Here is a 23,372-nt window from a genome sequence, read left to right on the forward strand (position 1 = left end):
GCGATTATATAGTGAGGCTCACAGCAAAGAAAGCAGTTCTAATAATATTTACCGTTGTGTTAAATGGCGTTGCTGTACTTTATTTAATGGATGGCAGTGATTATTTTTCGTTGTGCTTTTGAGGTATAGATGAAAGAATTTCGCTATCTGTTGATCATAAGAAGAAATAGAGAGCTATCAGCTTATGCAAGACAAAACATCTATTCATGGTGCTTGGACATCTCGTTGGATCTTTATATTAGCGGCTACGGGATCGGCTGTAGGCTTAGGTAATATTTGGAAGTTTCCCTATATTACGGGTGAAAACGGGGGTGGGGCGTTTGTTTTAGTTTACCTCTGTTGCATTCTGCTGGTGGGGGTTCCCATCATGATGGCCGAAGTGCTTGTGGGCCGTCGTGGTCGTCAAAGTCCTATCAATGCAATGAAAGATGTTGCCCTTGAGGCGGGGCGCTCCCGTTACTGGTCGTTGGTGGGCTGGATCGGTGTGCTGGCGGGCTTTATGATTTTTTCTTTCTATTCGGTTGTCGCTGGTTGGGTGTTGTACTACATCGCCGGTATGGGTGTGGGCGATTTTATCGCTATCGGTAGTGACGATGCGAACGGGGTGTTTAATGATCTTTTAGCTAATCCGCAGACCTTAATTATCTGGCATTCTATCTTCGTTATGATGGTGATGTTGGTGATTGTTGGGGGGGTTAAAAAAGGATTAGAAAACGCTGTTAAGTTTCTTATGCCTGCGCTATTTGTGCTGCTGTTGGTCATGCTTGCTTACTCCTCTCAAACCGAGGGTTTTGCCGCAGGTTGGGATTTTCTGTTCCATTATGACCCTTCGGAGTTAACTGCAGAATCTGTGCTGGTGGCGCTAGGGCACTCCTTCTTTACCTTGTCTTTAGGTATGGGAGCGATCATGGCCTATGGGTCATATATGCCGAAGAAAACATCCATAGGCAGTGCCGTCATCTGGATCGCCATCATGGATACGCTTGTTGCGTTAATTGCCGGGTTGGTTATTTTTCCCATTGTCTTTACCAATGGCATGGACCCCGGCAAAGGCCCTGGCCTGATGTTTGTTACCTTGCCTGTTGCGTTTGGGCAGATGCCCGGCGGTCAGATCTTTGGTTTTGTCTTCTTCCTGTTAGTGGGGGTTGCCGCATGGACGTCCGCGATCTCTTTGATGGAGCCCGCAACGGCTTGGTTGGTCGAGAAGTTTAACTGGCACCGAGTGCCTGCCTGTATTGTCCTTGGTCTTATTGTCTGGGGCTTAGGTGTTGCGGCGTTGGGCTCATTTAACTTTATCTCCGATGTGAAATTGGCCGGATTTAGCATCTTTGACTTCTTAGATTTTGTGACGGCGAATATCATGCTGCCGTTGGGTGGTCTGTGTATTGCGATCTTTGTTGGTTGGATTATTACACGTAAAATGGCCGCCAATGAGTTGGCAATCTCTTCCCCTCTGCTGTTTAATGCGTGGTATATTGCGCTGCGTTTTATTGCGCCAGTAGGCGTGTTGGTGATCTTTATTTTCAGCTTAGTTGAGAAGTTTAAGTAAGGGGCGTTTTGCAGGTATGGCTCAGGTAGATCGCAGTGCATTGGTATTGCACACAGCAGAACAGATGTTTGATCTTATTAATGATGTAGAACGATACCCTGAGTTTTTACCTTGGTGTGCAAAGACCGAGGTTGTTAGCCGCTCTGATGATGCAGTGGTGGCAACGCTTTACTTAGCTAAGGCGGGACTTAAATACAGTTTTACCACACGGAATCAGCTAAAGCGGCCTGTTCAAATGACGCTGGAGTTGGTCGAGGGGCCATTTTCTTCTCTTGTCGGCGTTTGGGACTTTAAAGTACTCAGTGATGAGGCTTGTAAGGTCAGCCTTAATCTTCAGTTTGAATTTTCTGGTAAAATTGCGGCGATGGCGATGGGAAAAGTCTTTAACCAAGTAGCGACCACGCTGGTTGATGCGTTTGTCAGTCGCGCTGATGAAATTTACGATTAAGAGCTCGATATGATTGTAGAAGTTGCGTTTGCCCTACCTACCGAACAAAAAATCATCTCTTTGAATGTGCCGGACGAGTGCACCGCTTATGAGGCCGTGATTAAATCCGGCATTGTTGATTTTTTTCCTGAGATCGACCCCGAAACAGCGCCTATGGGGATTTTTGCTAAAGCGATTAAAAATCCTAAGGAGACTGTTCTGCGTGAAGGACAGAGAGTAGAAATTTATAGGCCGTTAATTGCCGACCCCAAAGAGGTGAGAGCAAAACGCGCAGCTAAGATGAAAGCAAAAAAAGAGGCTGAAGAAGCCGCTGCGCGTTAGTGTGTGAAATTAGTTTTCGCTTTTACCACCTGGGCGGAAGTCGCCATTTAGGCCGGATAGTTTGCCGTCAGTGAAGTAAAGGGATATACGTTCGCGGATATAACCACCATCGCCTTCTGACCCGCCTTTCTTGCTATATAAATAATCCCAGCGGCCTTCGTGGAAGGTGTCGGTCATAAGCGGGCTGCCCATAATGAAACGGACTTGGTTTTCAGTCATTCCAGGACGTAATTGGTCAACCATCTCTTGGTTCACAACATTGCCTTGTGGAATATCAATTTTATAAACCCCAGGAAAACCGGAACAGCCAGACAGTGCTATAGTGAGTACTGCGACAATAAGTAATTTTTGCATCTGTTTTTGCTTCCACATTTGTGCGTAAATGCGGATAATAAAGTTTCGTACGCATTTGAACAAGTTATTAAGCTTGTTATGCCTACTTGTTATCACCAAATAGCCTAGAGAATTATTATGTCACTTGAAAATCAGGAACTTCGAAAAGCAGGCCTTAAAGTTACCCTGCCTCGTGTAAAAATCTATCAAATACTGGAAAAGGCAGGTGAGGGCGATCATTTCAGTGCTGAAGATATTTATAAGTTGCTGATGGAAAAGGGGGAAGATGTTGGCTTAGCGACGGTTTATCGAGTACTCACTCAGTTTGAAGCCGCCGGTTTAGTGACACGCCACCATTTTGAAGGTGGGCACTCTGTCTTTGAATTAGCGCGCGATGAAGCCCATGATCACATTGTGTGTGTTAAAAGCGGTATGGTAAGAGAATTTAACGACCCTCGTTTGAATGTTTTATTAAACGAAATCGCCGAGTCTATGGGATTTGTTGTGACAGATAGAACACTTTATCTTTATGGCATCCATAAAGATTCTATCGGGAAAAAATAAGCAGCAAGCTCTCAGCTACGGTGAACACTAAAAGACCAGCGATTATGCTGGTCTTTTAGTATCTACTATAACCTTCTATTTCATAAGGTTAAGATTGTAGGTCTAGCATCTCTCTCGCATGTTCTATTGAGCGTTCCGTAATGGATATGCCGCCCAGCATGCGTGCGATCTCTTCTATCCGTCTTTCTTCTGTTAATTGATCTATCTGTGTATGGGTCTGCTGCTTGTCGCTACGCTTGCTAACAAACAGGTGCTGATGCCCTTGGGATGCAACTTGTGGTTGGTGTGTGACGCACAGGATCTGAGCGCTCTCCCCAAGTTTTTTCAAAAGCTTCCCGACAACTTCAGCGATCGCGCCGCCGATACCTACATCCACCTCATCGAAAATGAGTGTTGGCGTGGTGGATGTTTGTGCGGTGATGACTTGAATAGCAAGACTGATACGGGATAACTCACCGCCGGACGCTATTTTTCCTAGCGGTTTAGCGGGCTGACCTTGGTTGGTTACGATTAAGAACTCCACATCTTCCATACCGTGGGCGGTTGGTCGCTCAAGGGGTGATAGTTGCACGGTGAGGGAGGCGGCCGGCATACCTAAGCTATGAAGTTGTTGGTCTACTAATTTGCTGAGCTGTTTAGCCCCTTTGCGTCGTTTTTCACTCAGTTTATTTGCGCACTCAATCAGCTGGGCATAAGTGGTTTCGACCGCTTTCTCTAACTGCTCAAGCTCTTCATCGGTGCGGCTAAGGGATGCAAACTCCTGTTGGAGAGTTTGGTGGAGTGTCGTAATCTCGTCCGGTTTAATGCGATGTTTGCGCGCGATCTCAAAAATGGTTGAGAGGCGTTCTTCAACCTCCAGCTGGCGCGTTGGGTTAACCTCTACTCTTTCTAAGTAGTGGCGCATCTCAGTGCTAGCTTCCTCGACTTGGATTAGTGCGGAATCGAGCATCTCAGCAGCTTGGCGTACGGAGGGTGATTCTGATTGAATATTGGCAAGAAGTTGGCGGCACTGGTTGAGTGACTGAACGCAGTTACTGCTTTCGTCTTCGCTTGCAAGACTAATAAATTGGTGGCCCGTGCTGAGGATCTCGCCAGCATTGGCTAAGGTTTTTTGTTCTTGCTCAAGCTGCTTTAGCTCATTCTCGTGTAACGCCAGTTGATCGAGTTCTTCAATTTGGTAGCTGAGTAATTGAATGCGTGCTGTCTGTTCTGTGCTTTGTTCAGAAAGATGGGTGAGCTCTGTATTGAGCTTTGACCAGTGTTGAAACGCCTGACGGGTTTGTTCAGCGAGCTTTGTGAGCCCAGAAAAGTCGTCAAGGAGTGTGCGGTGGTGATCTTTCTTTAATAGCCGCTGGTGCTCATGTTGTCCGTGAATAGCGATTAAGTGTTCCCCCAAGGCTTTAACGCTATTGGCCGGTGAGGGTCGACCATTAATGTAGCAGCGAGAGCGCCCCTCTTTTGTGATGACGCGTCTTAATATGCATTCGCCGCAGTTATCAAGATCATTATCACGTAACCACTGTTCAGCACTTGGGATCTCAGCAATATTAAAGCTTGCTGTAATGTCCGCTTTTTCGGCGCCTAAACGAACGGTGCCGGTTTCTGCGCGGTTGCCCAGCGTGAGGCCTAGCGCGTCCAGCATGATGGATTTACCGGCTCCTGTTTCTCCGCTCACCACGGTCATGCCTTGGTTAAGTTCTAAGTCAAGGCTTTCAACAATTGCAAAGTCACGAATAGTCAGTTGATTCAGCATAATTAATTACATGTGTTTTTATACAGTACTTTTATATAAGCTTTTTTTGATAGTGATGCAATATTTATCTGTTTTTTACTTAAAAAAAGCGCTTTTAAGTGTTGAAAGGTGTGTTTATGACCCCATATATGCTGCAAATGAAATTAATACCTAGACTTCCCGTGGTATTAACACGGAGCTGGCTGGAGAGTACCAATGGCACATGAAGAAAAGACACCACAAGATGAACAGCAAGCGAAACCGGTAAACGATGAGCAGGCTGATGCCGTAGAGGCTTCAGCTGAAGCACCGGCTGAGGAGGGCGCAGCAGCCGACGAATCAATGGATGCTGAGCAACTGGCTAAAGAGTTGGCCGCTGCGGTTGCAGAGGTTGAGTCTTTAAAAGATCAGATGCTTCGTACCCATGCTGAGGCTCAGAATGTTCGCCGCCGTGCTGAACAGGATGTAGAAAAAGCGCATAAGTTTGGTGTAGAAAAATTTGCCAATGAGATGCTGCCTATTGTGGATAGCCTTGAGCGCGCAATAGAAGCGTTTGGCGATGATGAAGCATTGCAGCCTATGCGTGAAGGCGTTGAGATGACGATGAAGATGTTCTTGTCGGGGCTGGAAAAGTTCAAGATGGAACAGGTTACTCCGTTAGGGGAAACGTTTGATCCCGCATTACATCAAGCAATGTCTATGGTCGATGCACCCGATGCAGAGCCAAACAGTGTCATTGCAGTAATGCAGAAAGGCTACACATTACATGGTCGTTTAGTACGTCCTGCAATGGTTGTTGTTGCCAAAGGATAATAATTTTTTCGTTTTGTGCCCTTGAAACCTCACAAAACGTACTTATATAGATTGCATAGCATGAGAGATAGTTGGGAGCACATATGTGCAACTATCTATTACACGTATTAAAGACTGCTCGTCATACTCGGGCAGCGCGAATTGGAGCAGATACAAATGGGTAAAATCATCGGTATTGACTTAGGAACCACAAACTCTTGTGTTTCTGTTTTAGATGGTGACACAACTAAAGTTATTGAAAACGCTGAAGGCGATCGTACAACACCTTCAGTTATCGCTTATACAGAAGATGGCGAAATCCTAGTAGGCCAGCCGGCTAAACGTCAGGCGGTTACTAACCCAAACAACACATTGTTTGCGATCAAGCGTTTAATCGGTCGTCGTTTCAAAGATGAAGTTGTACAGAAAGACATCAAAATGGTGCCGTACAAAATTATCGAAGCAGACAACGGTGATGCTTGGGTTGAAGTAAAAGGTGAAAAACTAGCTGCACCTCAGATCTCTGCTGAGATTCTGAAAAAGATGAAGAAAACAGCTGAAGATTACTTAGGCGAAGCGGTAACTGAAGCCGTGGTTACAGTACCTGCGTACTTTAACGATGCTCAGCGCCAAGCTACTAAAGATGCGGGCCGCATTGCCGGTTTAGACGTTAAACGTATCATTAACGAACCGACTGCCGCTGCACTCGCTTACGGTATGGATAAGTCTAAAGGCGATAAAACAATCGCGGTTTATGACTTAGGTGGTGGTACGTTTGATATCTCTATCATCGAGATTGCTGAAGTTGATGGCGAGCACCAGTTTGAAGTGCTATCAACCAACGGTGATACATTCCTTGGTGGTGAAGACTTTGACTCTCGCTTGATCGAGTTCTTAGCAGCAGAGTTTAAGAAAGACACAGGTATTGACCTGCACAATGACCCTCTAGCGCTACAGCGTCTTAAAGAGGGTGCAGAGAAAGCTAAAGTTGAACTGTCATCTGCACAGAGCACTGATGTTAACTTGCCATACATCACAGCGGATGCATCAGGTCCTAAGCATCTTAATGTTAAAATTAGCCGTTCAAAACTTGAATCTTTGGTTGAAGAGCTGGTTGAGCGTTCACTTGAGCCTTGCCGTCTAGCACTTAAAGACTCTGGCTTGAGCATGTCTGAAATCGACGAAGTTATCCTTGTTGGTGGTCAGACACGTATGCCAATGGTTCAGGCGAAAGTATCTGAGTTCTTCGGTAAAGAGCCACGTAAAGATGTTAACCCTGATGAAGCAGTCGCTATGGGTGCTGCAATTCAAGGTGCGGTACTTGCGGGTGATGTTAAAGACGTTCTACTACTTGACGTAACACCGCTAACACTGGGTATCGAAACAATGGGTGGCGTTGCTACGCCAGTTATTGAGAAGAACACGACTATTCCTACGAAAAAGTCTCAGATCTTCTCAACTGCAGACGACAACCAGAACGCTGTGACAATCCATGTTGTTCAGGGTGAGCGTAAGCAAGCGGCACAGAACAAATCACTAGGTCGCTTTGACTTGGCTGAGATTCCACCGGCACCACGTGGTGTTCCACAGATCGAAGTAACATTTGATTTGGATGCCAACGGTATCTTGAATGTATCGGCTCAGGATAAAGCAACAGGCAAGCAGCAATCGATCGTGATCAAGTCGTCTTCAGGTTTGAGCGATGATGAAATTGATCAGATGGTTAATGATGCTGAAGCGCATGCTGAAGAAGATAAAAAGTTTGAAGAGCTAACTCAGGCTCGTAACCAAGGCGATGCCATGGTTCACTCCGCTAAGAAAACAATGGAAGAAGCGGGTGATAAAGCGACTGAGGAAGAGAAAGCGGCTGTTGAAGCAGCGACTGCTGAGTTGGAAGAAGTCTTGAAAGCGGATGATAAAGACGCGATCGAAGCTAAAACCACGGCATTAACTGAAGCGGTCTCCACTGTTGCACAGAAAATGTATGCAGAAGCAGCACAACAAGCTGAAGCAGCTCAAGGTGCGGCAGGAGAGGAACAGACCGGCGGTAACGATGATGCAGTAGATGCTGAATTTGAAGAAGTGAAAGACGACAAAAAATAAGTCGTATTGACGCTGATTTAAAGGCTCTATTTAGCATTGGCTTTCCGGTTTTTATAGCCGGAAAGCAGATTTACTCGGCACCGCGGGCTTTATGCCCGCGTTGTCATATCCGGCATTAAGCCCTGACAAGTGTTGTGACCATGTCGAAACGAGATTATTACGAAGTATTAGGTGTTTCCCGAGATTCATCTGATCGGGATATCAAAAAAGCTTTTCGCCGTATGGCGATGAAGTATCACCCGGACCGTAATCCGGATGATAAAGAGTCCGAAGATAAGTTCAAAGAGGTGAACGAAGCCTACGAAGTCCTTTCGGATGCGCAGAAAAAAGCAGCTTATGATCAATACGGTCATGCGGGTGTCGATCCGAATATGCGTGGTGGTCAAGGTGGCGGCTTTGACGGTAACTTCTCAGATATCTTCGGTGATGTCTTTGGGGATATCTTTGGCGGCGGTGGTGGCCGTGGTGGTCGTAGCTCCGTGCAACGTGGCGCTGATCTACGCTACAACATGGAGATGACACTCGAAGAAGCGGTACGCGGTGTTGAGAAAAGCATTCAGATTCCTACGCTGGTGGCCTGTGAAACTTGTGACGGTACGGGTGCTAAACCAGGAACCTCTGCCAAAGTGTGTGGTACCTGTGGCGGCCAAGGCCAAGTGCGTATGCAGCAAGGCTTCTTCTCAGTACAGCAAACCTGTCCTACCTGTCATGGTGAAGGTAAGGTTATCTCTGATCCATGTAATGACTGTCATGGTCATGGCCGTAAAGAGAAAACTAAAACCTTATCCGTTAAGATCCCAGCAGGGGTTGATACCGGCGATCGTATTCGCTTAGCGGGTGAAGGGGAAGCGGGTACACATGGGGGCCCTGCGGGCGACCTATATGTACAAGTGCATGTTAAAGATCATCCGATCTTTGAACGTGACGGTAAGCACCTTTACTGTGAAGTGCCGATCAGTTTTGTTGATGCCGCCTTGGGTGGCGAACTTGAAGTTCCAACCTTAGATGGCCGTGTTAAGCTGAAAGTGCCGACCGAAACTCAAACCGGAAAAATGTTCCGTTTGCGTGGTAAAGGAATTGCACCGGTACGCGGTGGATCTGTTGGTGACCTATTGGTTAAGGTTGTTGTTGAAACACCGGTTAAACTAAGTAGTCGTCAAAAAGAGTTGTTGCGTGAGTTCCAAGATGAGATGGAGCAAGGTACACGTAAACACAGTCCTAAAAAGCATGGCTTCTTTGATTCCGTGAAGAAATTCTTTGAAGACATGACCTAATGTTGTCCTAAATACTCAAGTGGGTAGACGTTGTTCTACCCACTTGAGTATTTACTAGATCATCGGAGATGGCATGAGCCTGAATCCAGAATGCCGAGATTGGCTTTGGCAAGAGATTACCGCAGAAGCCGAACAGGAAGTTATTGATGAGCCTGTTTTAGCGGGTTACTACCACGCCAATATATTGGGCCATCAAAGCTTATGCTCTGCACTTGCCTACCTATTAAGTCGAAAACTCTATGACGACGCAGTACCTGCAGTCACGTTCCGTTTAGTCATCGAAGAGGTTTTTCGTGATGCGCCGGAAATTATCGCGGCTGTTTGTGCTGATATAGCGGCGGTACGTACACGTGACCCTGCTATCGATAAATATTCTACTGTTTTACTCTACCTTAAAGGGTTTCACGCTATCCAAGCCTACCGTGTTGCGCATTATATGTGGAAGCAGGGGCGTAAGAGCATGGCAATGTATATTCAAAGCCGTGTCAGTAGTGTGCTTCAGGTGGATATACACCCCGGTGCAATCATCGGCCAAGGGGTTATGTTTGACCATGCAACCGGTATTGTTGTGGGTGAAACGAGTGTGATTGAAAACGATGTATCGATTTTACAGTCGGTTACTTTAGGTGGTACGGGTAAAGCTACGGGCGATAGGCATCCTAAGATCCGCGAAGGTGTCATGATCGCTGCAGGTGCAAAGATTTTCGGTAATATTGAAATCGGTGCAGGTGCTAAAATTGGCGGCGGGAGTGTTGTGCTTGATGATGTCGCTGCACATACCACTGTTGTTGGCGTACCCGCACGGGCTGTCGGTCATCCATCCTGTGATAAGCCCGCACTGGATATGGATCAAAATATTCTGCATGACAAAGACTAATGGAATTAACGCATGATTAAAGTAGCAGTGACTGGCGCAGCTGGTCGAATGGGTAAAGCGAATATTGAAGCTATCCAAATGACTGAGAATGTAGAATTAGGTGCGGCGATTGTCGAGCCTACAAGTACATTGATCGGTGCGGATGCCGGTGAAATGGCCGGTGTAGGTAAATTAGGCGTCACCATTAAAGGCTCTTTGGCTGATGCGGTCGATGACTTTGATGTGCTTATCGATTTTACGGCACCTGAAGTAACACTGCAGAATGTGGATTTTTGTGTCGAAAACGGTAAACAGATTGTTATCGGGACGACGGGTCTAAACGATGAGCAAAAAGCGATATTACAAGATCGCTCGAGCAAGGCTGCGATTGTTTTTGCACCGAACATGAGTGTCGGCGTGAACTTATGCTTTAAGCTGCTAGAAGTTGCCGCTCAGGCATTAGGCAATGATGATTATGATATTGAGGTGATCGAAGCCCATCACCGTCATAAAGTGGATTCCCCTTCCGGCACTGCATTACGTATGGGTGAAGTGGTAGCCGACGCACTCGGTCGAGATTTAAAAGAGTGCGCAGTTTATGGTCGTGAAGGAATTACCGGTGCGCGTCCTCGTGGCGAGATCGGCTTTGAAACCATCCGTGCAGGTGACGTTGTGGGTGATCATACAGTGCTGTTTGCTACGGAAGGTGAGCGTATTGAAATTACTCATAAAGCCAGCAACCGACTGACCTTTGCGAAAGGTGCAGTACGTGCCTGTAAGTGGTTAGAGGGTAAAAAATCCGGCCTGTTTGATATGCAGGATATTTTAGGCCTGAAATAAAACAGACAGATAATAGATAACGAAAACCGCTTTTTAAGCGGTTTTTTTATGCCTGCTGATGGGGATTTTAAAAATTAGCTAAATCTAATCTTCTTGCGCTTAATTATGGCCAATGGGGTAGGAGTAGTTTACTCTCAAAGAAGATACAAACTTGGGAGTCGTTTATGGAGAGGCAAGCCCCACGTTTTTTAGCCCGTCAGAATTTTCCACTACTGCTTGAGCAACTGGTGGAACATGGCTATCGCTTACACGGCCCTCAAGTGCGTGATGGCGCGATTGTGTATGATACCTTTCACTCGGTTGATCAGCTGCCTAGAGGGGTTCAAGATCAGCAGCAGGTTGGCTCATATCGCCTTATAACATCCTCCAATAAGCGCCTCTTCCATTGGGCCAACGGCCCGCAAGCGTTAAAACCCTTATTGCAGCCCGCACGTGAGGTCTTATGGCAAGCGAAGCGTGATGCCAACGGCGCTTTGGCGTTTATGGTTCCTGAATCGTCTATCGCTAAGGTTGCTGTTATTGGTGTTAAGGCCTGTGATATGGCGGCATTAGCGTTACAAGATCAGCACTTTTTACAGGGTGAATATGAAGATCCCGGGTACAGAGCGCGCAGGGAGGGTTTGTTTCTTGTAGCGGTTGATTGTAGCTATGCCGCAGACACCTGTTTTTGTGCGTCAACGGGCGATGGCCCCTCCGCTCAGACCGGTTTCGATCTGGTATTAACGGAGCTTGAAACGGGCTATCTCATCGCCGCAGGGTCGGATAAAGGCCTGTCGATTTTACCTCATCTACCTTTACTCGATGCGCAGCCTCAAGATTTGGATATAGCACAACAGCAGCATGCCGATGTTGTCGCGATGCAGTCCCGTGCCCTTCAGCCTATCCCCATTGGTGGGCTTGATCGTCAGCGTGGGCACCCGCAATGGCAAGATATTGCAGATCGTTGTTTAGGTTGTGGTAACTGCACTATGGTTTGTCCTACGTGTTTTTGTCACCATCAAAAAGATGAGTTGGCGATAAAAGGGGATGAAAGCCAGCATGTGCGTGAGTGGGATAGTTGTTTTGGTGAGTCCCATGGTGAACTGACGGGGTTTCAAGTTAGAAAAACCATTAAACATCGTTATCAACAGTGGATGATCCATAAACTCGACAGTTGGCAGGAGCAGTATGGACGTTCGGGTTGCACAGGGTGTGGTCGTTGTATGAGTTGGTGTCCCGCTGATATCGACTTTGTGAAAGAGGCAAACGTGCTGGGGGGTGGGTCGGAATGAGTCGCGACTATCAGACGCAGACGCCTATCGCTGCCCGTGTGGTGGAATTTATCCAAGAATCGGACGCTATTTTTACCTTACGTTTACAGCTAGAGGATGCCGCTGAACGGGCGCGTTACCAGTTTATGCCGGGGCAGTTCAACATGTTGTATCTGTTTGGTGTAGGCGAGGTCCCCATCTCTATTGTGTCTGATCCGTTAGATGACGACATTATTGATCATACTGTCCGCGTTGTTGGTCGTGTTACACGGGGTTTGGCACAGTTAAAAAAAGGGGATCGCTTAGGTTTGCGGGGACCCTTTGGTCATGGTTGGCCGTTAGCACTTGCGAGGGATAAAGATCTTTTAATTGTGACGGGTGGCTTGGGGTGTGCGCCGGTGGTATCGGCGATTAATTATGCCCTTAAACGCCCAGAACATTATCGAAAGCTAAGTATTGTGCAGGGGGTTAAGCATGCGAATGATCTTATTTGGCAGCACCGCTATGATGATTGGCGTGAACGGGAGGGTGTTGAGGTGCTACTTGCCGCAGATGAAGCGGGGCCCGCGTGGCCGTTTCATGTAGGACGTATCACGGAGCTGCTGGATCATGTGACAACGGCGTATGACAACTGTGTGGTGATGATCTGTGGACCGGAAGGGCTTATGCAGCGCGCGGCTGAGTTGTTGCTTGAAAAAGGGGTGCCGCCTTACAGTATTTACCTGAGCATGGAGCGGAATATGCAATGTGCTGTTGGGCATTGCGGCCATTGCCAGTTAGGTGCTGATTTTATCTGTAAAGATGGCCCTGTGTTTGTCTATCCGGATATACGTGAACGGCTATTACAGGAGGGCGTTTAATGGCGACAAAACCCACCGTTGCGATCCATAAGTTCAGCTCCTGTGATGGCTGTCAGTTAGCCCTATTAAATATGGGTGAGGCATTGGTCGATCTTACGGGCAGGGTGGATATTAAACATTTTGCCGAAGCGGGGGTGTTGGATGAATCCGCCCATGTGGATATCGCTTTTGTTGAGGGCAGCATCGTTACAAAATTGGATACCCAACGTATTCAACAGATTAGAAAAAACGCCCGTTACCTCATCACTATGGGGGCGTGTGCCACATCGGGTGGTATTCAAGCACTTAAAAATCTAGCCAAACATCCGGCCTCCTGGCCTGCCGATATTTATCCACAACCTGAATTTATTGACAGCCTTGACCGTTCCGAGCCGATCAAAGCCCATGTGAAAGTTGATTTTGAACTGTGGGGCTGTCCGATTAATAGCCGTCAGATATCGGCGGCAATTGGCGCTATGTTAGAAGGTGTCATGCCTCGAGATGATCGGGAAAAACTCTGTATTGAATGTAAGCGTCAAGGGCATGTCTGTACTTTGATTACCCAAGGTGAGCCGTGTATGGGACCGGTGACACGTACAGGGTGTGGTGCGTTATGTCCTGAGTTTGGGCGGGCTTGCTACGGCTGTTATGGCGAGTCTGAACTGCCGAAAAATGCAGTTTTAGCACGTCGTTTTTTGGGACTTGGTTTGTTAACCGATCAGGTTGAAAGGCGATTCCAGCTGATTCACCCAGAGCCTGAGCGGACGCTGGGTTTAGGTCATGGGGGGCAAGATGACTGAGCGACGAGTAACAATAGATGTGCCCTCATTGGCCCGCGTGGAAGGGGAGGGGGCGCTTCATCTAAAAATTGAACAAGGGACGTTACAGCACCTGCAGTTCAAAATTTATGAGCCACCACGCTTTTTTGAGAAGTTTTTAGAAGGGCGTCACTACTCTGAAGTGCCAGATATTGTTGCCCGTATCTGTGGTATTTGCCCCGTGGCATATCAGGTCAGTGCCGTGAATGCGTTGGAGTCACTCTTTGAGGTGGAGCTGACACCGTGGATAAAGCAGATGCGCCGTTTGCTCTATTGCGGGGAGTGGATTCAAAGCCACAGTCTGCATATTCACCTGTTGGCTTTACCCGATTACTTTCATGAAACCACTGTATTAGGTTTAGCTGCTAAGCAGCCGGATGCGGTGAAACGGGGCTTTTTTATTCAGGAGGCGGGTAACCGGTTAATTAAATTTTTGGGTGGCCGCTCTGTACATCCGATTGGTTTACAAGTGGGCGGCTTTCATAAAGCGCCGAGCCTTGCTGAGGCCGCAGAGTTACATAGGTATATTGAATCGGCCCTGCCAGAAGCGATCGCCATGGCGGAATGGGTGGCACGTCTTGATATGCCGGATGAGCAGCAATCGTTTACGAGTGTGGCTTTAACCTCTCCACATTACCCGTTAGAAACGGGGCGCTTAAAAAGTGATAGGGGACTGGATATAGGGGTCGATGATTATGAAACCTACTTTACTGAGTCTCAATGCCCCCATTCCACTGCCTTATGGAGTTTATTAAAGGGCGAAAACTATCTTGTTGGCCCGTTAGCGCGTTTAAATCTTAATGTTAACGGCTTGCCGCCATTTTTAGATAGGTTATTAGCGAAACTCGGTAACCCTTTCCCAAGTCAGAATATGTTTCATAGCATGTTGGCTCGGGCTGTTGAGATCTGTTTTGCCCTGCATGAGGCCTCTGAGCTCCTGCGTAACTATAAGGTGCCTGATACTCCCTCGGTTCCGGTTCGTGTTAAGGCGGGGGAATGTTGTGGTTGGAGCGAGGCGCCTCGGGGCTTGTTGTGGCATCGTTATCAGGTGGATGCTGAGGGTATTATTCGGGCAGCAAAAATAGTGCCGCCAACCAGCCAAAATCAAGCGCGCATTGAACAAGATCTCGCTCAGTCATTACAGGCGTTTGGGTTAGAGCACTCGGACGAGGCGTTGCGTTTACACAGTGAGAAAGTGATTCGTAATTATGACCCCTGTATCTCATGCGCAACGCACTTCCTGCGCTTTTCGGCGGAGCGAAGCCCTTGACTATCGGTGTAATTGGGGTGGGTTCTGCCCATGGGGATGACCAAATCGCTTGGTATCTTATTGATCAATTAGCCGCGCGAGGGGTGGCCGATAATATTCACTTAGAGAAGGTGCTTGCGCCCGCTGTATCCCTTATCCATAGTTTGCAGTGTTATGAGCGGGTCATTCTTATTGATGCGGCTGATATGGGGTTAGGCGCGGGTGAATGTACCGTTATCTGTGATGGCGCTAATGTTTTATCAAGCCAACTTCAGGGCGCTGAGTGTCATTTTAGTAGCCACCATATGGGGGTCGCTGAAATGTGGCAACTCGCGCAGCAACTTGAGTTATCAATGCCGCAGATCAATTTGTTTGCTGTCCAGATCGAGCACACTGAGACCCTATCGCCTATCTCTCATACGTTGCGTGATAGGCTTCCTCAGTTAGGGGTTGAATTAGACGCATTATTGGGTAGCTTACAAGCAGGGCTGGCCCATCAACGTTGAGATAAAAAGGTAACGATGCGTGTATAAACTGAGTTTTTTTGTACCAGAAGATTATCTTGAAACCGTTAAATCGGCCATATTTGCAACCGGTGCTGGTCGTATTGGTAACTATGATCACTGTTGTTGGCAGGTGTTAGGTCAAGGGCAGTTTAGGGCCTTAGAGGGGAGCGATCCTTTTCTTGGTCAGCAGAATAAGTTAGAAATAGTAGCTGAATGGAAGGTTGAACTGGTGTGTAGTGATGAGTTGATTCAACCGGCCGTAAGGGCACTCAAACAAGCACACCCTTATGAGGAACCGGCTTATGATGTGTGGAAGCTGGAAGTATTTTAACCTCATTATTTGTACAGTCGTTATAGGGAGAGCGCGGTGACGCAATTACTGGTTAGGTACTCACGAATTCTTGAAATCGTGGGCGATATAGTCAAAGTTCATGTGCCGTTGTCTGACGAAGGGATATCGCCTATCTGTTTCGGTGATTTGGCGTTGATCGAAAATGATGAGAATCGCGGTCAGCACACCAGTTTGGCGCAAGTTATTTTACTTGATAGGGATGAAGTCTCCCTTCAGGTGTTTAGTGGCACCAAAGGCCTGTCTACCCACTCTGTTGTTCGCTTTCTCGGTCGCTCAATGGAGGTGACTTTTTCACCCAATATTCTGGGCCGTGCGTTTTCGGGCACAGGCCGGACGATCGATACCGGCCCTGCGTTAACGGAAGAGCCAAAAATTGAGATTGATGGGCCAACGGTTAATCCTGCGCGACGCGTATTAGCGTCACATATGATTCGTACCGACGTGCCGATGATCGATGTATTTAACTGTTTAGTTGAAAGTCAGAAGATCCCTATTTTTTCGGTAGCGGGTGAACCTTATAACCAACTGTTAGCGCAAATCGGCACCCATGCTGATGCTGATATCGTTGTGTTTGGCGGTATTGGTTTAATCTTTGACGATTATTACTACTTTCGCCAAGCCTTTGAAGAAGCGGGGGTGCATGCGCGCACGGTCATGTTTGTGCACCAAGGGTCGGACCCTACCGTTGAGGCGTTGCTTGTCCCTGATATGGCGTTAGCGGTAGCGGAGCGCTTTGCCGTTGAAGAGGGTAAACGGGTACTGGTCTTACTGACGGATATGACCGCTTATGCCGATGCATTAAAAGAGGTGGGCATCTCTATGGAGCATGTGCCTTCTAACCGTGGTTATATTGGTGATCTTTACTCACAGCTCGCGCGTCGTTATGAGAAAGCATGTGATTATAAAGGTGCAGGCTCTGTGACAATCTTATCGGTAACAACGATGCCCGGTGATGATGTGACTCACCCTGTGCCTGATAACACCGGTTATATAACGGAAGGTCAGCTCTATTTACATAATGGGGTGATTGATCCATTTGGCTCCTTATCACGCTTAAAACAGCACGTTATCGGCAAAGTGACCCGTGAAGACCACAGTCAGATTATGAATACGATGGTGCGTTTTTATGCCGAGGCCAAAGACGCAGCTCAGAAGCAGGCCATGTCATTTGAGCTGAGTGAATACGATGAACGCCTGTTGAAGTTTGGCGACCTTTTCCGTGAACGGTTTATGGGTATCGATGTTACGTTGCCGCTAGAGGATGCGTTAGATCTTAGTTGGGCAACCTTAGCTGAATGTTTTCATGACCACGAGCTGCTCATGAAGCAGGTGCTAATTGATAAATATCTTCCGAAAACGGCCCCTGTGCCTAATCGTGAAACCCTTTAAGCATCAGGTGGATAGAGAGTGGCAAAGTTAGCGCTGAATAAAACCACGCTTAATAATGAGGGGCGACGCCTAAAGGCGTTTAAACAGTTTGTGCCTGCGCTGGATCTGAAGCGTAAGCAACTGTTATCGGCTCGACAAGAAGCGGTTGCCGCGTTAGCGCATAATCAAGCGCAATTGGCGCAGTTACAGCAGGAGGTTGTTGAACAGTTGCCTATGTCTGCTGACTCCGCCATCGACCTTAATGCGTTGATCCAGATTAAAACGTTAGATATTCGTTATGCCAACCTTGTTGGGCTGGAGCTCCCTAAGCTGGCGGCATTTGAGGTTGAAATCGCTAATTATTCAACGCTGCTCCTTCCCCATTGGGTTGATGCCTTCTTAAATCTACAGAAAAAAGCATTAAAAACAGAGATCGAAGTTCAGGTCTATCAGCAACGGTTAGCACTATTGGAGGCGGGGTTACAAAAAACCACTCAACGCCTAAACCTGTTTGATAAAGTGCTGATCCCTGAAGCACAAAAAAATATCCGCAAGATTCGCATCGCCCTCTCCGATGCAGAAAGGGCGGGGGTTGTTAGAGCAAAAATTGCGAAGAACAAGCGCAGGAGAATACAGCTATGAGTATTCTGGCGTTAAAGAAAGCCACCTTGGTTGGGTTAACAGAAGACAAAGCTCAGATATTGGATCAACTCCAAGCGTTAGGTGTAATGCATATTATACCGCTGCAAAAGCTGACATCGTCGACCCCCTCTTCACACCTTAATACCGACGGATTAAACGTAAGCCCAGAGCAACTGTATGAAAGTTTACATTACCTCTTAAACTGCAAACAAAAGCGTAAGCAGGTGATGAGCGAACGTCATTTCAATCTGCTATCGGTGATTCAGCAGGTAGAGAAAAACCGTCGTCTTCGTCTGGACCTCGTTGAGCGGTATGATTTTTTACAAAAAAGGATCGAGGATTTAACCCCGTGGGGCAGTTTTATCTTACCGGCTGAAAACGAATTTTATGGCCAGCGCTTTTGGTTTTACTTAGTGCCTAATTTTCGGATGAAAGAGGTACAGAAAGTCGATCTTCCTTGGCAGTTGGTACATCGCGATAACCGGCATAGTTATATTGCGGTGATCGCAGAACATGAACCGGGGATCAATGCGCTGCCTGTCGTTCGGACACACACCGGCGCGATCCCTCTTGCCCAGCTCAAACGGGAGTTAGAGGACATTGAAATTGAGCTTGAAACCATTGAGGCAGAGCGTGAAGGTTTTACACGCTGGATCTATCTATTGCAGCGCTCAATCGCCGGTACCGATGATGCCGCACAGTTGGCTGAAGTCTCTAGCCAAACCTTAGATCGGGATGAAATCTTTGCTGTTCAGGGGTGGTTAGCTGAAGAGGATGTGGAGCAGTTGGCCTCGTTGGCTAAGGCGCAGGGGCTTGTGCTTCAACTTGAAGCACCTAGCGAGGATGAGCTTCCCCCCACGTTACTCGATAACCCTACGGCTGTGGCAGGCGGCGAAGAAGTCGTTAATTTTTTCCAGATGCCAGGCTATCGCAGTTGGGACCCTTCGCGGGTTGTGTTCTTCTCCTTTGTGTCGTTTTTTGCCTTGATTATGTCGGATGCTGGCTATTCCTTATTACTGGCCGCCATCCTGCTCTTTTACTGGCAACGTATGGGTATGACCGAGAGCGGTGTGCGATTACGAGCGATGGGGTGTGCATTAGCCCTCGCTGGTTTTATATGGGGTGTGCTGGTCGGGAGTTATTTTGGTGCCCACGCGCCATTTGAGTGGTTACAAGGTTTGAAAATGTTAGACCTTAATGACTTCGATAGCATGATGTTGCTGTCTATTACCGTGGGTGCTCTACATCTCATTTTAGGTAATTTAATGATGGCGTGGGTGCGCAGACGCTCCCTACAGGCGTGGGCTGCAATCGGCTGGGCAACAAGCCTAGCGGTGGCATTAGCGGGATGGATTCAAGGGTTTACGCCGGCGCATTGGGTGTTTTTTGCCGCAGGACTGGTGCTTGTTTTATGTTTCTCTTCCGCCCGCAGCGGTTGGAGCGGGATGCGCTTGGTGGATGGTTTGTTAGCGTTGACCGGTATTACTAAGCTGTTTGGTGATGTACTGAGTTATCTGCGCTTATTTGCCTTAGGTCTGGCCAGTGCTTCACTTGCCATGACCTTCAACAAGCTGGCGGTGGATGTTGCCGCGGCGTTACCGGCCATTGGGCTTCTTTTTAAGGTGTTGATTCTATTGGTCGGGCACCTTTTGAATTTCGGGCTGACGGTGATCAGTGGAGTGATCCACGGTTTACGTCTAAATTTGATTGAGTTTTATAACTGGAGTTTGGCTGATGAGGGATACGCCTTTCAGCCGTTCGCTAAACAGGAGGTTTCACCTTGGATAACCTAATCATTGCTTTGGGTTGGGCTGGTTTATATGGGCCTATGGCGTTGGGCGCTATTGGTAGCATGATAGGTTGTGCCCTTGCAGGACAGGCTGCATGCGGTGCGCTGTTAGAAACAGAAACGGGGCATGGGCGATACATTGGTATTGCTGCGATGCCGTCATCGCAATCGATCTACGGTATTGTGGTGATGTTTGCCTTAAATCGAGAGATTACCGTTGCGAATGCCCCTGGTTTAGCCGCGATTGGTCTGCTGTGTGGTTTAGCGCTGTTATTTAGTGCTGCGTGGCAAGGGCGCTGCTGTGCGTCGGCTATTAATGTCGCAAAAATCCGACCGGAAATTTTTGGTATGTCGTTAGCGCCCGCTGCGATTGTGGAAGGCTTTGCTGTTTTCGCGTTTATTTTTGCATTAGTTATCAGTGCCGGTGTGCCAGCTTAGGTGGTCAATATGAATGACGAGCATAAAACACAGGCCTCCTCCGGTGTTGAGGAGCTGATTGAAAAGTTACGCCTACAAGGTGTGCAGAAGGGTCAGCATGAAGCGGAACAGCTGGTGGAAGAAGCTGAACGTCGCGCCGATTGGTTGTTAGCTCAGGCCAAGCAGGAAGCTGATCTTATTGTCACTCAGGCGAAGAAGGAGGCTGCCCAGCTTAAGCAAGCGGGCGAGGATGCCCTACGCATTGCTGTTAGGGATATGCACCTTGAAGTCAGGGAAACGCTGTCCCACACCTTTACTGATCAAGTCGAACGCTTAGTCTCCACTCAAATGGATAATGCCGCATTTATGCGTAGTTTGATCTTAGAGCTGGTGGCGAAGGTCAGCCATGACCAAGGGATTGAGCAAGCGAAAAATATCGATGTGTTACTGCCGGAAGACTTTATCGGTTTAGATGAGCTGCGCCGTAACCCTAAAGAGTATCGGGAAGGTAAGCTTAGCCAGTTTGTACAGTCGTTGGCGGCTGAGCAGATGCGAGAAGGTATTAATTTTGAAATCCATGATGGCAAAGGGATTCGAGTTTGCCTAAGTGGACAAGAGGTTGAAATTGATCTCAGTAGTGAAGCGGTCGCTCAGCTTCTGTTAAAGCATTTGCAGCCTAGGTTTAGGGCGATCATTGAGGGAGTGATTCGATAGTGTCGGATTACTACACGCTAATGACTGCACTGCCGTGGCTGCCGGATCTGGAGCAGTGTACTCAGCTGCCGATTTCGCGCATCGCTTTAGATCGTCGCCTAACGATGCTGTCAGAACATGACAGTGAGCAGTTAAGTAAAATTGAAGCAGTTTTTAACCCTATTATTGATCAGCATATTAGTTTGACGGATAAGGATTTTATAACCCAGTGGAAGGCGACGGTACAGCAGGTTGAGTCGCCGAGGATGTTGGCATTAATCAATGATCAAATGGAGTTAAAAACCTTGCTGGCGGCTTTAAGGTGTCGGGCTGGAGGCTTAGAAGATCCCTCTCAATTTTATGGTGCAGGGCGTTGGGTGCAGTTAATTAAGAAACATTGGTTTGAACCTGGTTTTGGATTAGATCGTGTGTGTCCGCAACTGTTGCAGTTGCAACGCTTAATGGCGAAAGAGAAGCCGATGCTGGTTGAAGACTATTACAATCAGCAGCTCTGGACGCGTCTGCGCCAAGCAGAACATTGTGTTCAGTTTAGTTTTGAGGCCTTGGTCTGTTTTGTCCTACGTTGGTCAATTGCGGAACGCTGTCTTCGATATGATGGCGATAAAGCCGTTGATACGTTTAATCGTTCGCGCAGTGCATTGTTAGATCGTTCGGGTTTGAATCAGCAGTTATTACAGGGGAATCGTTAGTGAGTCAGCATATTACAGCGCAAGTTGTGGCCGTCAGGGATGATATTGTTACTGTCAAACTGCTCAAAGGGAGCGATGGCGATTATTACCCTATTTTAAAAAACGAGATGGTTCATATCTGTCCGACACGGCGCGGAAAAAAGGGTCGGCAGGAAGCGCTACAAGCGGAGGTGCTCCGTGTACGCCATGGTGAAGCGGATGTGCAGGTCTTTGAAAATACGCGTGGGGTTGCTGTCGGGGATGATGTAAGGCAAAGCGGCCATATGCTCTCTGTGACTTTAGGACCGGGCCTATTGGGCCAAGTTTATGATGGTTTGCAAAACCCGCTTGAGAAGATAGCGTCACAGCATGGCTTCTTTTTACCGCGAGGTTTAGAGGTTGATGGGATTGATCGACAACAGCATTGGGCATTCCAACCGAGTGTCAAAATTGGTGATTACGTAGACGCCGGCGATGTTATTGGGCATGTCCAAGAGGGGCGCTTTAAACATCATATTATGACGCCTTTTGATTTGCAGGGACGTGCGGAGGTGAGCTGGATTCAGGAAGGCTCGTTCACGGTGGATACCCCCGTTGCGCGTCTGCGTATTGAGGGCGAGGCTGAAGAGATCGAAGTCTCTATGCAACAAAAATGGCCAGTCCGTGTACCGGTTAGCCAGCCCCTATTGAGAAACGGTAAAAGTGTACGCCAATACCCAGATGAGCCGTTGCTAACATCAATACGGTTGATCGACACCTTCTTTCCAATCGCACGGGGCGGCACTGCCTGTATCCCGGGGCCATTTGGTGCGGGTAAAACGGTATTACAAAGTTTAATCTCTCGCTTCTCTGATGTGGATATTGTCGTCATTGTTGCCTGTGGTGAGCGTGCGGGTGAGGTGGTCGAGACTATCACTGAGTTCCCCAATATGCCCGACCCTAAGGGCGGCTCTCTTATGGACCGTACCGTTATTATTTGTAACACCTCCTCTATGCCGGTGGCCGCGCGTGAAGCCTCTATTTATACCGGTATCACCATCAGCGAATACTATCGACAGATGGGGTATAACGTCTTAGTGATTGCCGACTCAACCTCCCGTTGGGCGCAAGCTATGCGAGAGACGTCCGGTCGTTTAGAGGAGATCCCAGGTGAAGAAGCATTTCCTGCGTACTTAGACTCTGCTATCCGTGCGCTTTATGAACGCGCTGGGGTTATCCAGAATAATGCAGGGGATTTAGGCAGCCTAACGTTGATCGGAACGGTTTCCCCTGCGGGGGGGAACTTTGAAGAGCCGGTGACGCAATCTACACTACGTACCGTAAAAGCCTTTTTAGGTTTGAGTGCGGAACGTGCTTATAAACGTGCTTATCCCGCCGTTGATCCTTTGATCTCATGGTCACGTTACTTAGATCAGGTCTCTGGATGGTATCAAACCCACTTAGGTGAAACTTGGGTGGATCAAGTTAAGGAGATGCAAGGGCTACTGCAAGAGGGCGAATCGGTTCAGCAGATGATGCAAGTTACCGGTGAAGAGGGGGTTACGTTAAGTGACTATGTGCTCTATCACAAATCCATCTGTTTAGATCAGGTCTACCTGCAACAGGATGCATTTGATCCGGTTGATATCTCTGTGCCACTGTTAAGGCAGAAAGACACGTTCCAGCTTTTGCGGGCCTGTTTGTTTGCACCGGTGACGTTCAACGATAAAGATGAGGTGCGTGAGCACTTTGTTAAGTTGACCAGTTTGTTTAAAAACTTAAACTACAGTCGCTCGGATGGCCCCGATTTTCGCCGTTATTATGCAGAGATAGAGCACTTTACAAAGGCCTAGTCGGCTTTCGTTGATCTATATCAATAAACAAACCGACCATTCATCCTTAGTGTGGAGCGCTTCTGATAGAATCGCAAATTCGGGCCTGCATAAAGCAGATCTTAAACGCGCGCAGG

The 23,372-nt window shown here is 47.8% G+C and carries 24 protein-coding genes; 22 read left to right on the top strand and 2 right to left on the bottom strand.

Annotated features, from left to right (window positions below; all coding sequences use genetic code 11):
• Window positions 1-184: 184 nt before the first annotated feature.
• Genes A3773_RS06050 through A3773_RS06060 form a run of 3 tightly spaced genes read left to right on the top strand, consistent with a single transcriptional unit; the run spans window position 185 to window position 2,318 of the window.
• Window positions 185-1,549: a sodium-dependent transporter gene (locus A3773_RS06050; protein ID WP_067984097.1), complete on the top strand. Its 1,365-nt coding sequence runs from the start codon at window positions 185-187 to the stop codon at window positions 1,547-1,549.
• Between the two features lie 16 nt (window positions 1,550-1,565).
• The gene (locus A3773_RS06055; RefSeq protein ID WP_067984098.1) at window positions 1,566-1,997 is read left to right on the top strand and encodes a type II toxin-antitoxin system RatA family toxin; all 432 of its coding nucleotides are present in this window, start codon (window positions 1,566-1,568) and stop codon (window positions 1,995-1,997) included.
• A gap of 9 nt (window positions 1,998-2,006) precedes the next feature.
• Window positions 2,007-2,318, top strand: a complete 312-nt coding sequence (locus A3773_RS06060) for an RnfH family protein (RefSeq protein ID WP_067984099.1) — start codon at window positions 2,007-2,009, stop codon at window positions 2,316-2,318.
• Window positions 2,319-2,327: 9 nt separating this feature from the next.
• On the opposite strand, the gene A3773_RS06065 is transcribed toward A3773_RS06060, so the two are convergent.
• Window positions 2,328-2,672, bottom strand: a complete 345-nt coding sequence (locus A3773_RS06065) for an outer membrane protein assembly factor BamE (protein ID WP_067984100.1) — start codon at window positions 2,670-2,672, stop codon at window positions 2,328-2,330.
• A 117-nt stretch (window positions 2,673-2,789) separates the two neighbouring features.
• Between A3773_RS06065 and fur the strand changes: the two genes are divergently transcribed.
• Entirely contained in the window at window positions 2,790-3,215 is a 426-nt protein-coding gene (gene fur, locus A3773_RS06070) for a ferric iron uptake transcriptional regulator (protein WP_067984105.1), read from the top strand.
• An 88-nt stretch (window positions 3,216-3,303) separates the two neighbouring features.
• Here the strand turns inward: fur and recN are convergent, their stop codons facing one another.
• Complete coding sequence (recN, locus tag A3773_RS06075) at window positions 3,304-4,968, bottom strand: DNA repair protein RecN (RefSeq protein ID WP_067984106.1); 1,665 nt, start codon at window positions 4,966-4,968, stop codon at window positions 3,304-3,306.
• Window positions 4,969-5,163: 195 nt separating this feature from the next.
• On the opposite strand from recN, the gene grpE reads away from it, so the two are divergent.
• From grpE to A3773_RS06165, 18 genes are all read left to right on the top strand, one after another.
• Complete coding sequence (gene grpE, locus A3773_RS06080) at window positions 5,164-5,760, top strand: nucleotide exchange factor GrpE (RefSeq protein ID WP_067984107.1); 597 nt, start codon at window positions 5,164-5,166, stop codon at window positions 5,758-5,760.
• Between the two features lie 156 nt (window positions 5,761-5,916).
• Window positions 5,917-7,842 carry a molecular chaperone DnaK gene (gene dnaK, locus A3773_RS06085; protein WP_067984108.1) on the top strand — a complete coding sequence of 642 codons (1,926 nt, stop codon included), beginning with the start codon at window positions 5,917-5,919 and terminating at the stop codon, window positions 7,840-7,842.
• A gap of 140 nt (window positions 7,843-7,982) precedes the next feature.
• On the top strand, window positions 7,983-9,116 hold the full coding sequence (gene dnaJ / locus A3773_RS06090) for a molecular chaperone DnaJ (protein ID WP_067984112.1): 1,134 nt from the start codon (window positions 7,983-7,985) through the stop codon (window positions 9,114-9,116).
• A 73-nt stretch (window positions 9,117-9,189) separates the two neighbouring features.
• Window positions 9,190-9,993: a serine O-acetyltransferase gene (gene cysE / locus A3773_RS06095; protein ID WP_067984113.1), complete on the top strand. Its 804-nt coding sequence runs from the start codon at window positions 9,190-9,192 to the stop codon at window positions 9,991-9,993.
• A 12-nt stretch (window positions 9,994-10,005) separates the two neighbouring features.
• Complete coding sequence (dapB, locus tag A3773_RS06100) at window positions 10,006-10,812, top strand: 4-hydroxy-tetrahydrodipicolinate reductase (RefSeq protein ID WP_197462729.1); 807 nt, start codon at window positions 10,006-10,008, stop codon at window positions 10,810-10,812.
• A gap of 164 nt (window positions 10,813-10,976) precedes the next feature.
• Complete coding sequence (locus A3773_RS06105) at window positions 10,977-12,083, top strand: 4Fe-4S dicluster domain-containing protein (protein WP_067984115.1); 1,107 nt, start codon at window positions 10,977-10,979, stop codon at window positions 12,081-12,083.
• Entirely contained in the window at window positions 12,080-12,922 is an 843-nt protein-coding gene (locus A3773_RS06110) for an FAD/NAD(P)-binding protein (RefSeq protein ID WP_067984117.1), read from the top strand. Before A3773_RS06105 ends, A3773_RS06110 begins: the two co-directional genes overlap by 4 nt.
• Window positions 12,922-13,701: an NADH-quinone oxidoreductase subunit B family protein gene (locus A3773_RS06115; RefSeq protein WP_067984119.1), complete on the top strand. Its 780-nt coding sequence runs from the start codon at window positions 12,922-12,924 to the stop codon at window positions 13,699-13,701. Before A3773_RS06110 ends, A3773_RS06115 begins: the two co-directional genes overlap by 1 nt.
• On the top strand, window positions 13,694-14,989 hold the full coding sequence (locus tag A3773_RS06120) for a Ni/Fe hydrogenase subunit alpha (RefSeq protein WP_067984120.1): 1,296 nt from the start codon (window positions 13,694-13,696) through the stop codon (window positions 14,987-14,989). Before A3773_RS06115 ends, A3773_RS06120 begins: the two co-directional genes overlap by 8 nt.
• Window positions 14,986-15,474 (top strand): hydrogenase maturation protease, encoded by a 489-nt coding sequence (locus A3773_RS06125; protein ID WP_067984122.1) that lies wholly within the window; start codon window positions 14,986-14,988, stop codon window positions 15,472-15,474. The genes A3773_RS06120 and A3773_RS06125 overlap by 4 nt, the downstream gene beginning before the upstream one ends.
• A gap of 19 nt (window positions 15,475-15,493) precedes the next feature.
• Window positions 15,494-15,805 (top strand): YqfO family protein, encoded by a 312-nt coding sequence (locus A3773_RS06130; protein ID WP_067984124.1) that lies wholly within the window; start codon window positions 15,494-15,496, stop codon window positions 15,803-15,805.
• A gap of 36 nt (window positions 15,806-15,841) precedes the next feature.
• A complete protein-coding gene (locus A3773_RS06135; RefSeq protein ID WP_067984126.1) occupies window positions 15,842-17,215 on the top strand; it encodes a V-type ATP synthase subunit B in 1,374 nt (457 codons plus the stop codon).
• Window positions 17,216-17,233: 18 nt separating this feature from the next.
• Complete coding sequence (locus A3773_RS06140; protein ID WP_067984127.1) at window positions 17,234-17,836, top strand: V-type ATP synthase subunit D; 603 nt, start codon at window positions 17,234-17,236, stop codon at window positions 17,834-17,836.
• A complete protein-coding gene (locus A3773_RS06145) occupies window positions 17,833-19,629 on the top strand; it encodes a V-type ATP synthase subunit I (protein WP_067984129.1) in 1,797 nt (598 codons plus the stop codon). Before A3773_RS06140 ends, A3773_RS06145 begins: the two co-directional genes overlap by 4 nt.
• The gene (locus A3773_RS06150) at window positions 19,617-20,063 is read left to right on the top strand and encodes an ATP synthase subunit C (protein ID WP_067984216.1); all 447 of its coding nucleotides are present in this window, start codon (window positions 19,617-19,619) and stop codon (window positions 20,061-20,063) included. The genes A3773_RS06145 and A3773_RS06150 overlap by 13 nt, the downstream gene beginning before the upstream one ends.
• A 9-nt stretch (window positions 20,064-20,072) precedes the next feature.
• Entirely contained in the window at window positions 20,073-20,756 is a 684-nt protein-coding gene (locus A3773_RS06155) for an ATPase (protein ID WP_067984133.1), read from the top strand.
• Window positions 20,756-21,445 carry a DUF2764 family protein gene (locus A3773_RS06160; protein ID WP_156473447.1) on the top strand — a complete coding sequence of 230 codons (690 nt, stop codon included), beginning with the start codon at window positions 20,756-20,758 and terminating at the stop codon, window positions 21,443-21,445. Before A3773_RS06155 ends, A3773_RS06160 begins: the two co-directional genes overlap by 1 nt.
• Window positions 21,445-23,256 carry a V-type ATP synthase subunit A gene (locus tag A3773_RS06165; protein WP_067984136.1) on the top strand — a complete coding sequence of 604 codons (1,812 nt, stop codon included), beginning with the start codon at window positions 21,445-21,447 and terminating at the stop codon, window positions 23,254-23,256. The genes A3773_RS06160 and A3773_RS06165 overlap by 1 nt, the downstream gene beginning before the upstream one ends.
• The last annotated feature ends 116 nt before the right edge of the window (window positions 23,257-23,372 follow it).

Origin of the sequence: Neptuniibacter pectenicola (assembly GCF_001597735.1) — a bacterium.
Classification (GTDB): Bacteria; Pseudomonadota; Gammaproteobacteria; order Pseudomonadales; family Balneatricaceae; genus Neptuniibacter; species Neptuniibacter pectenicola.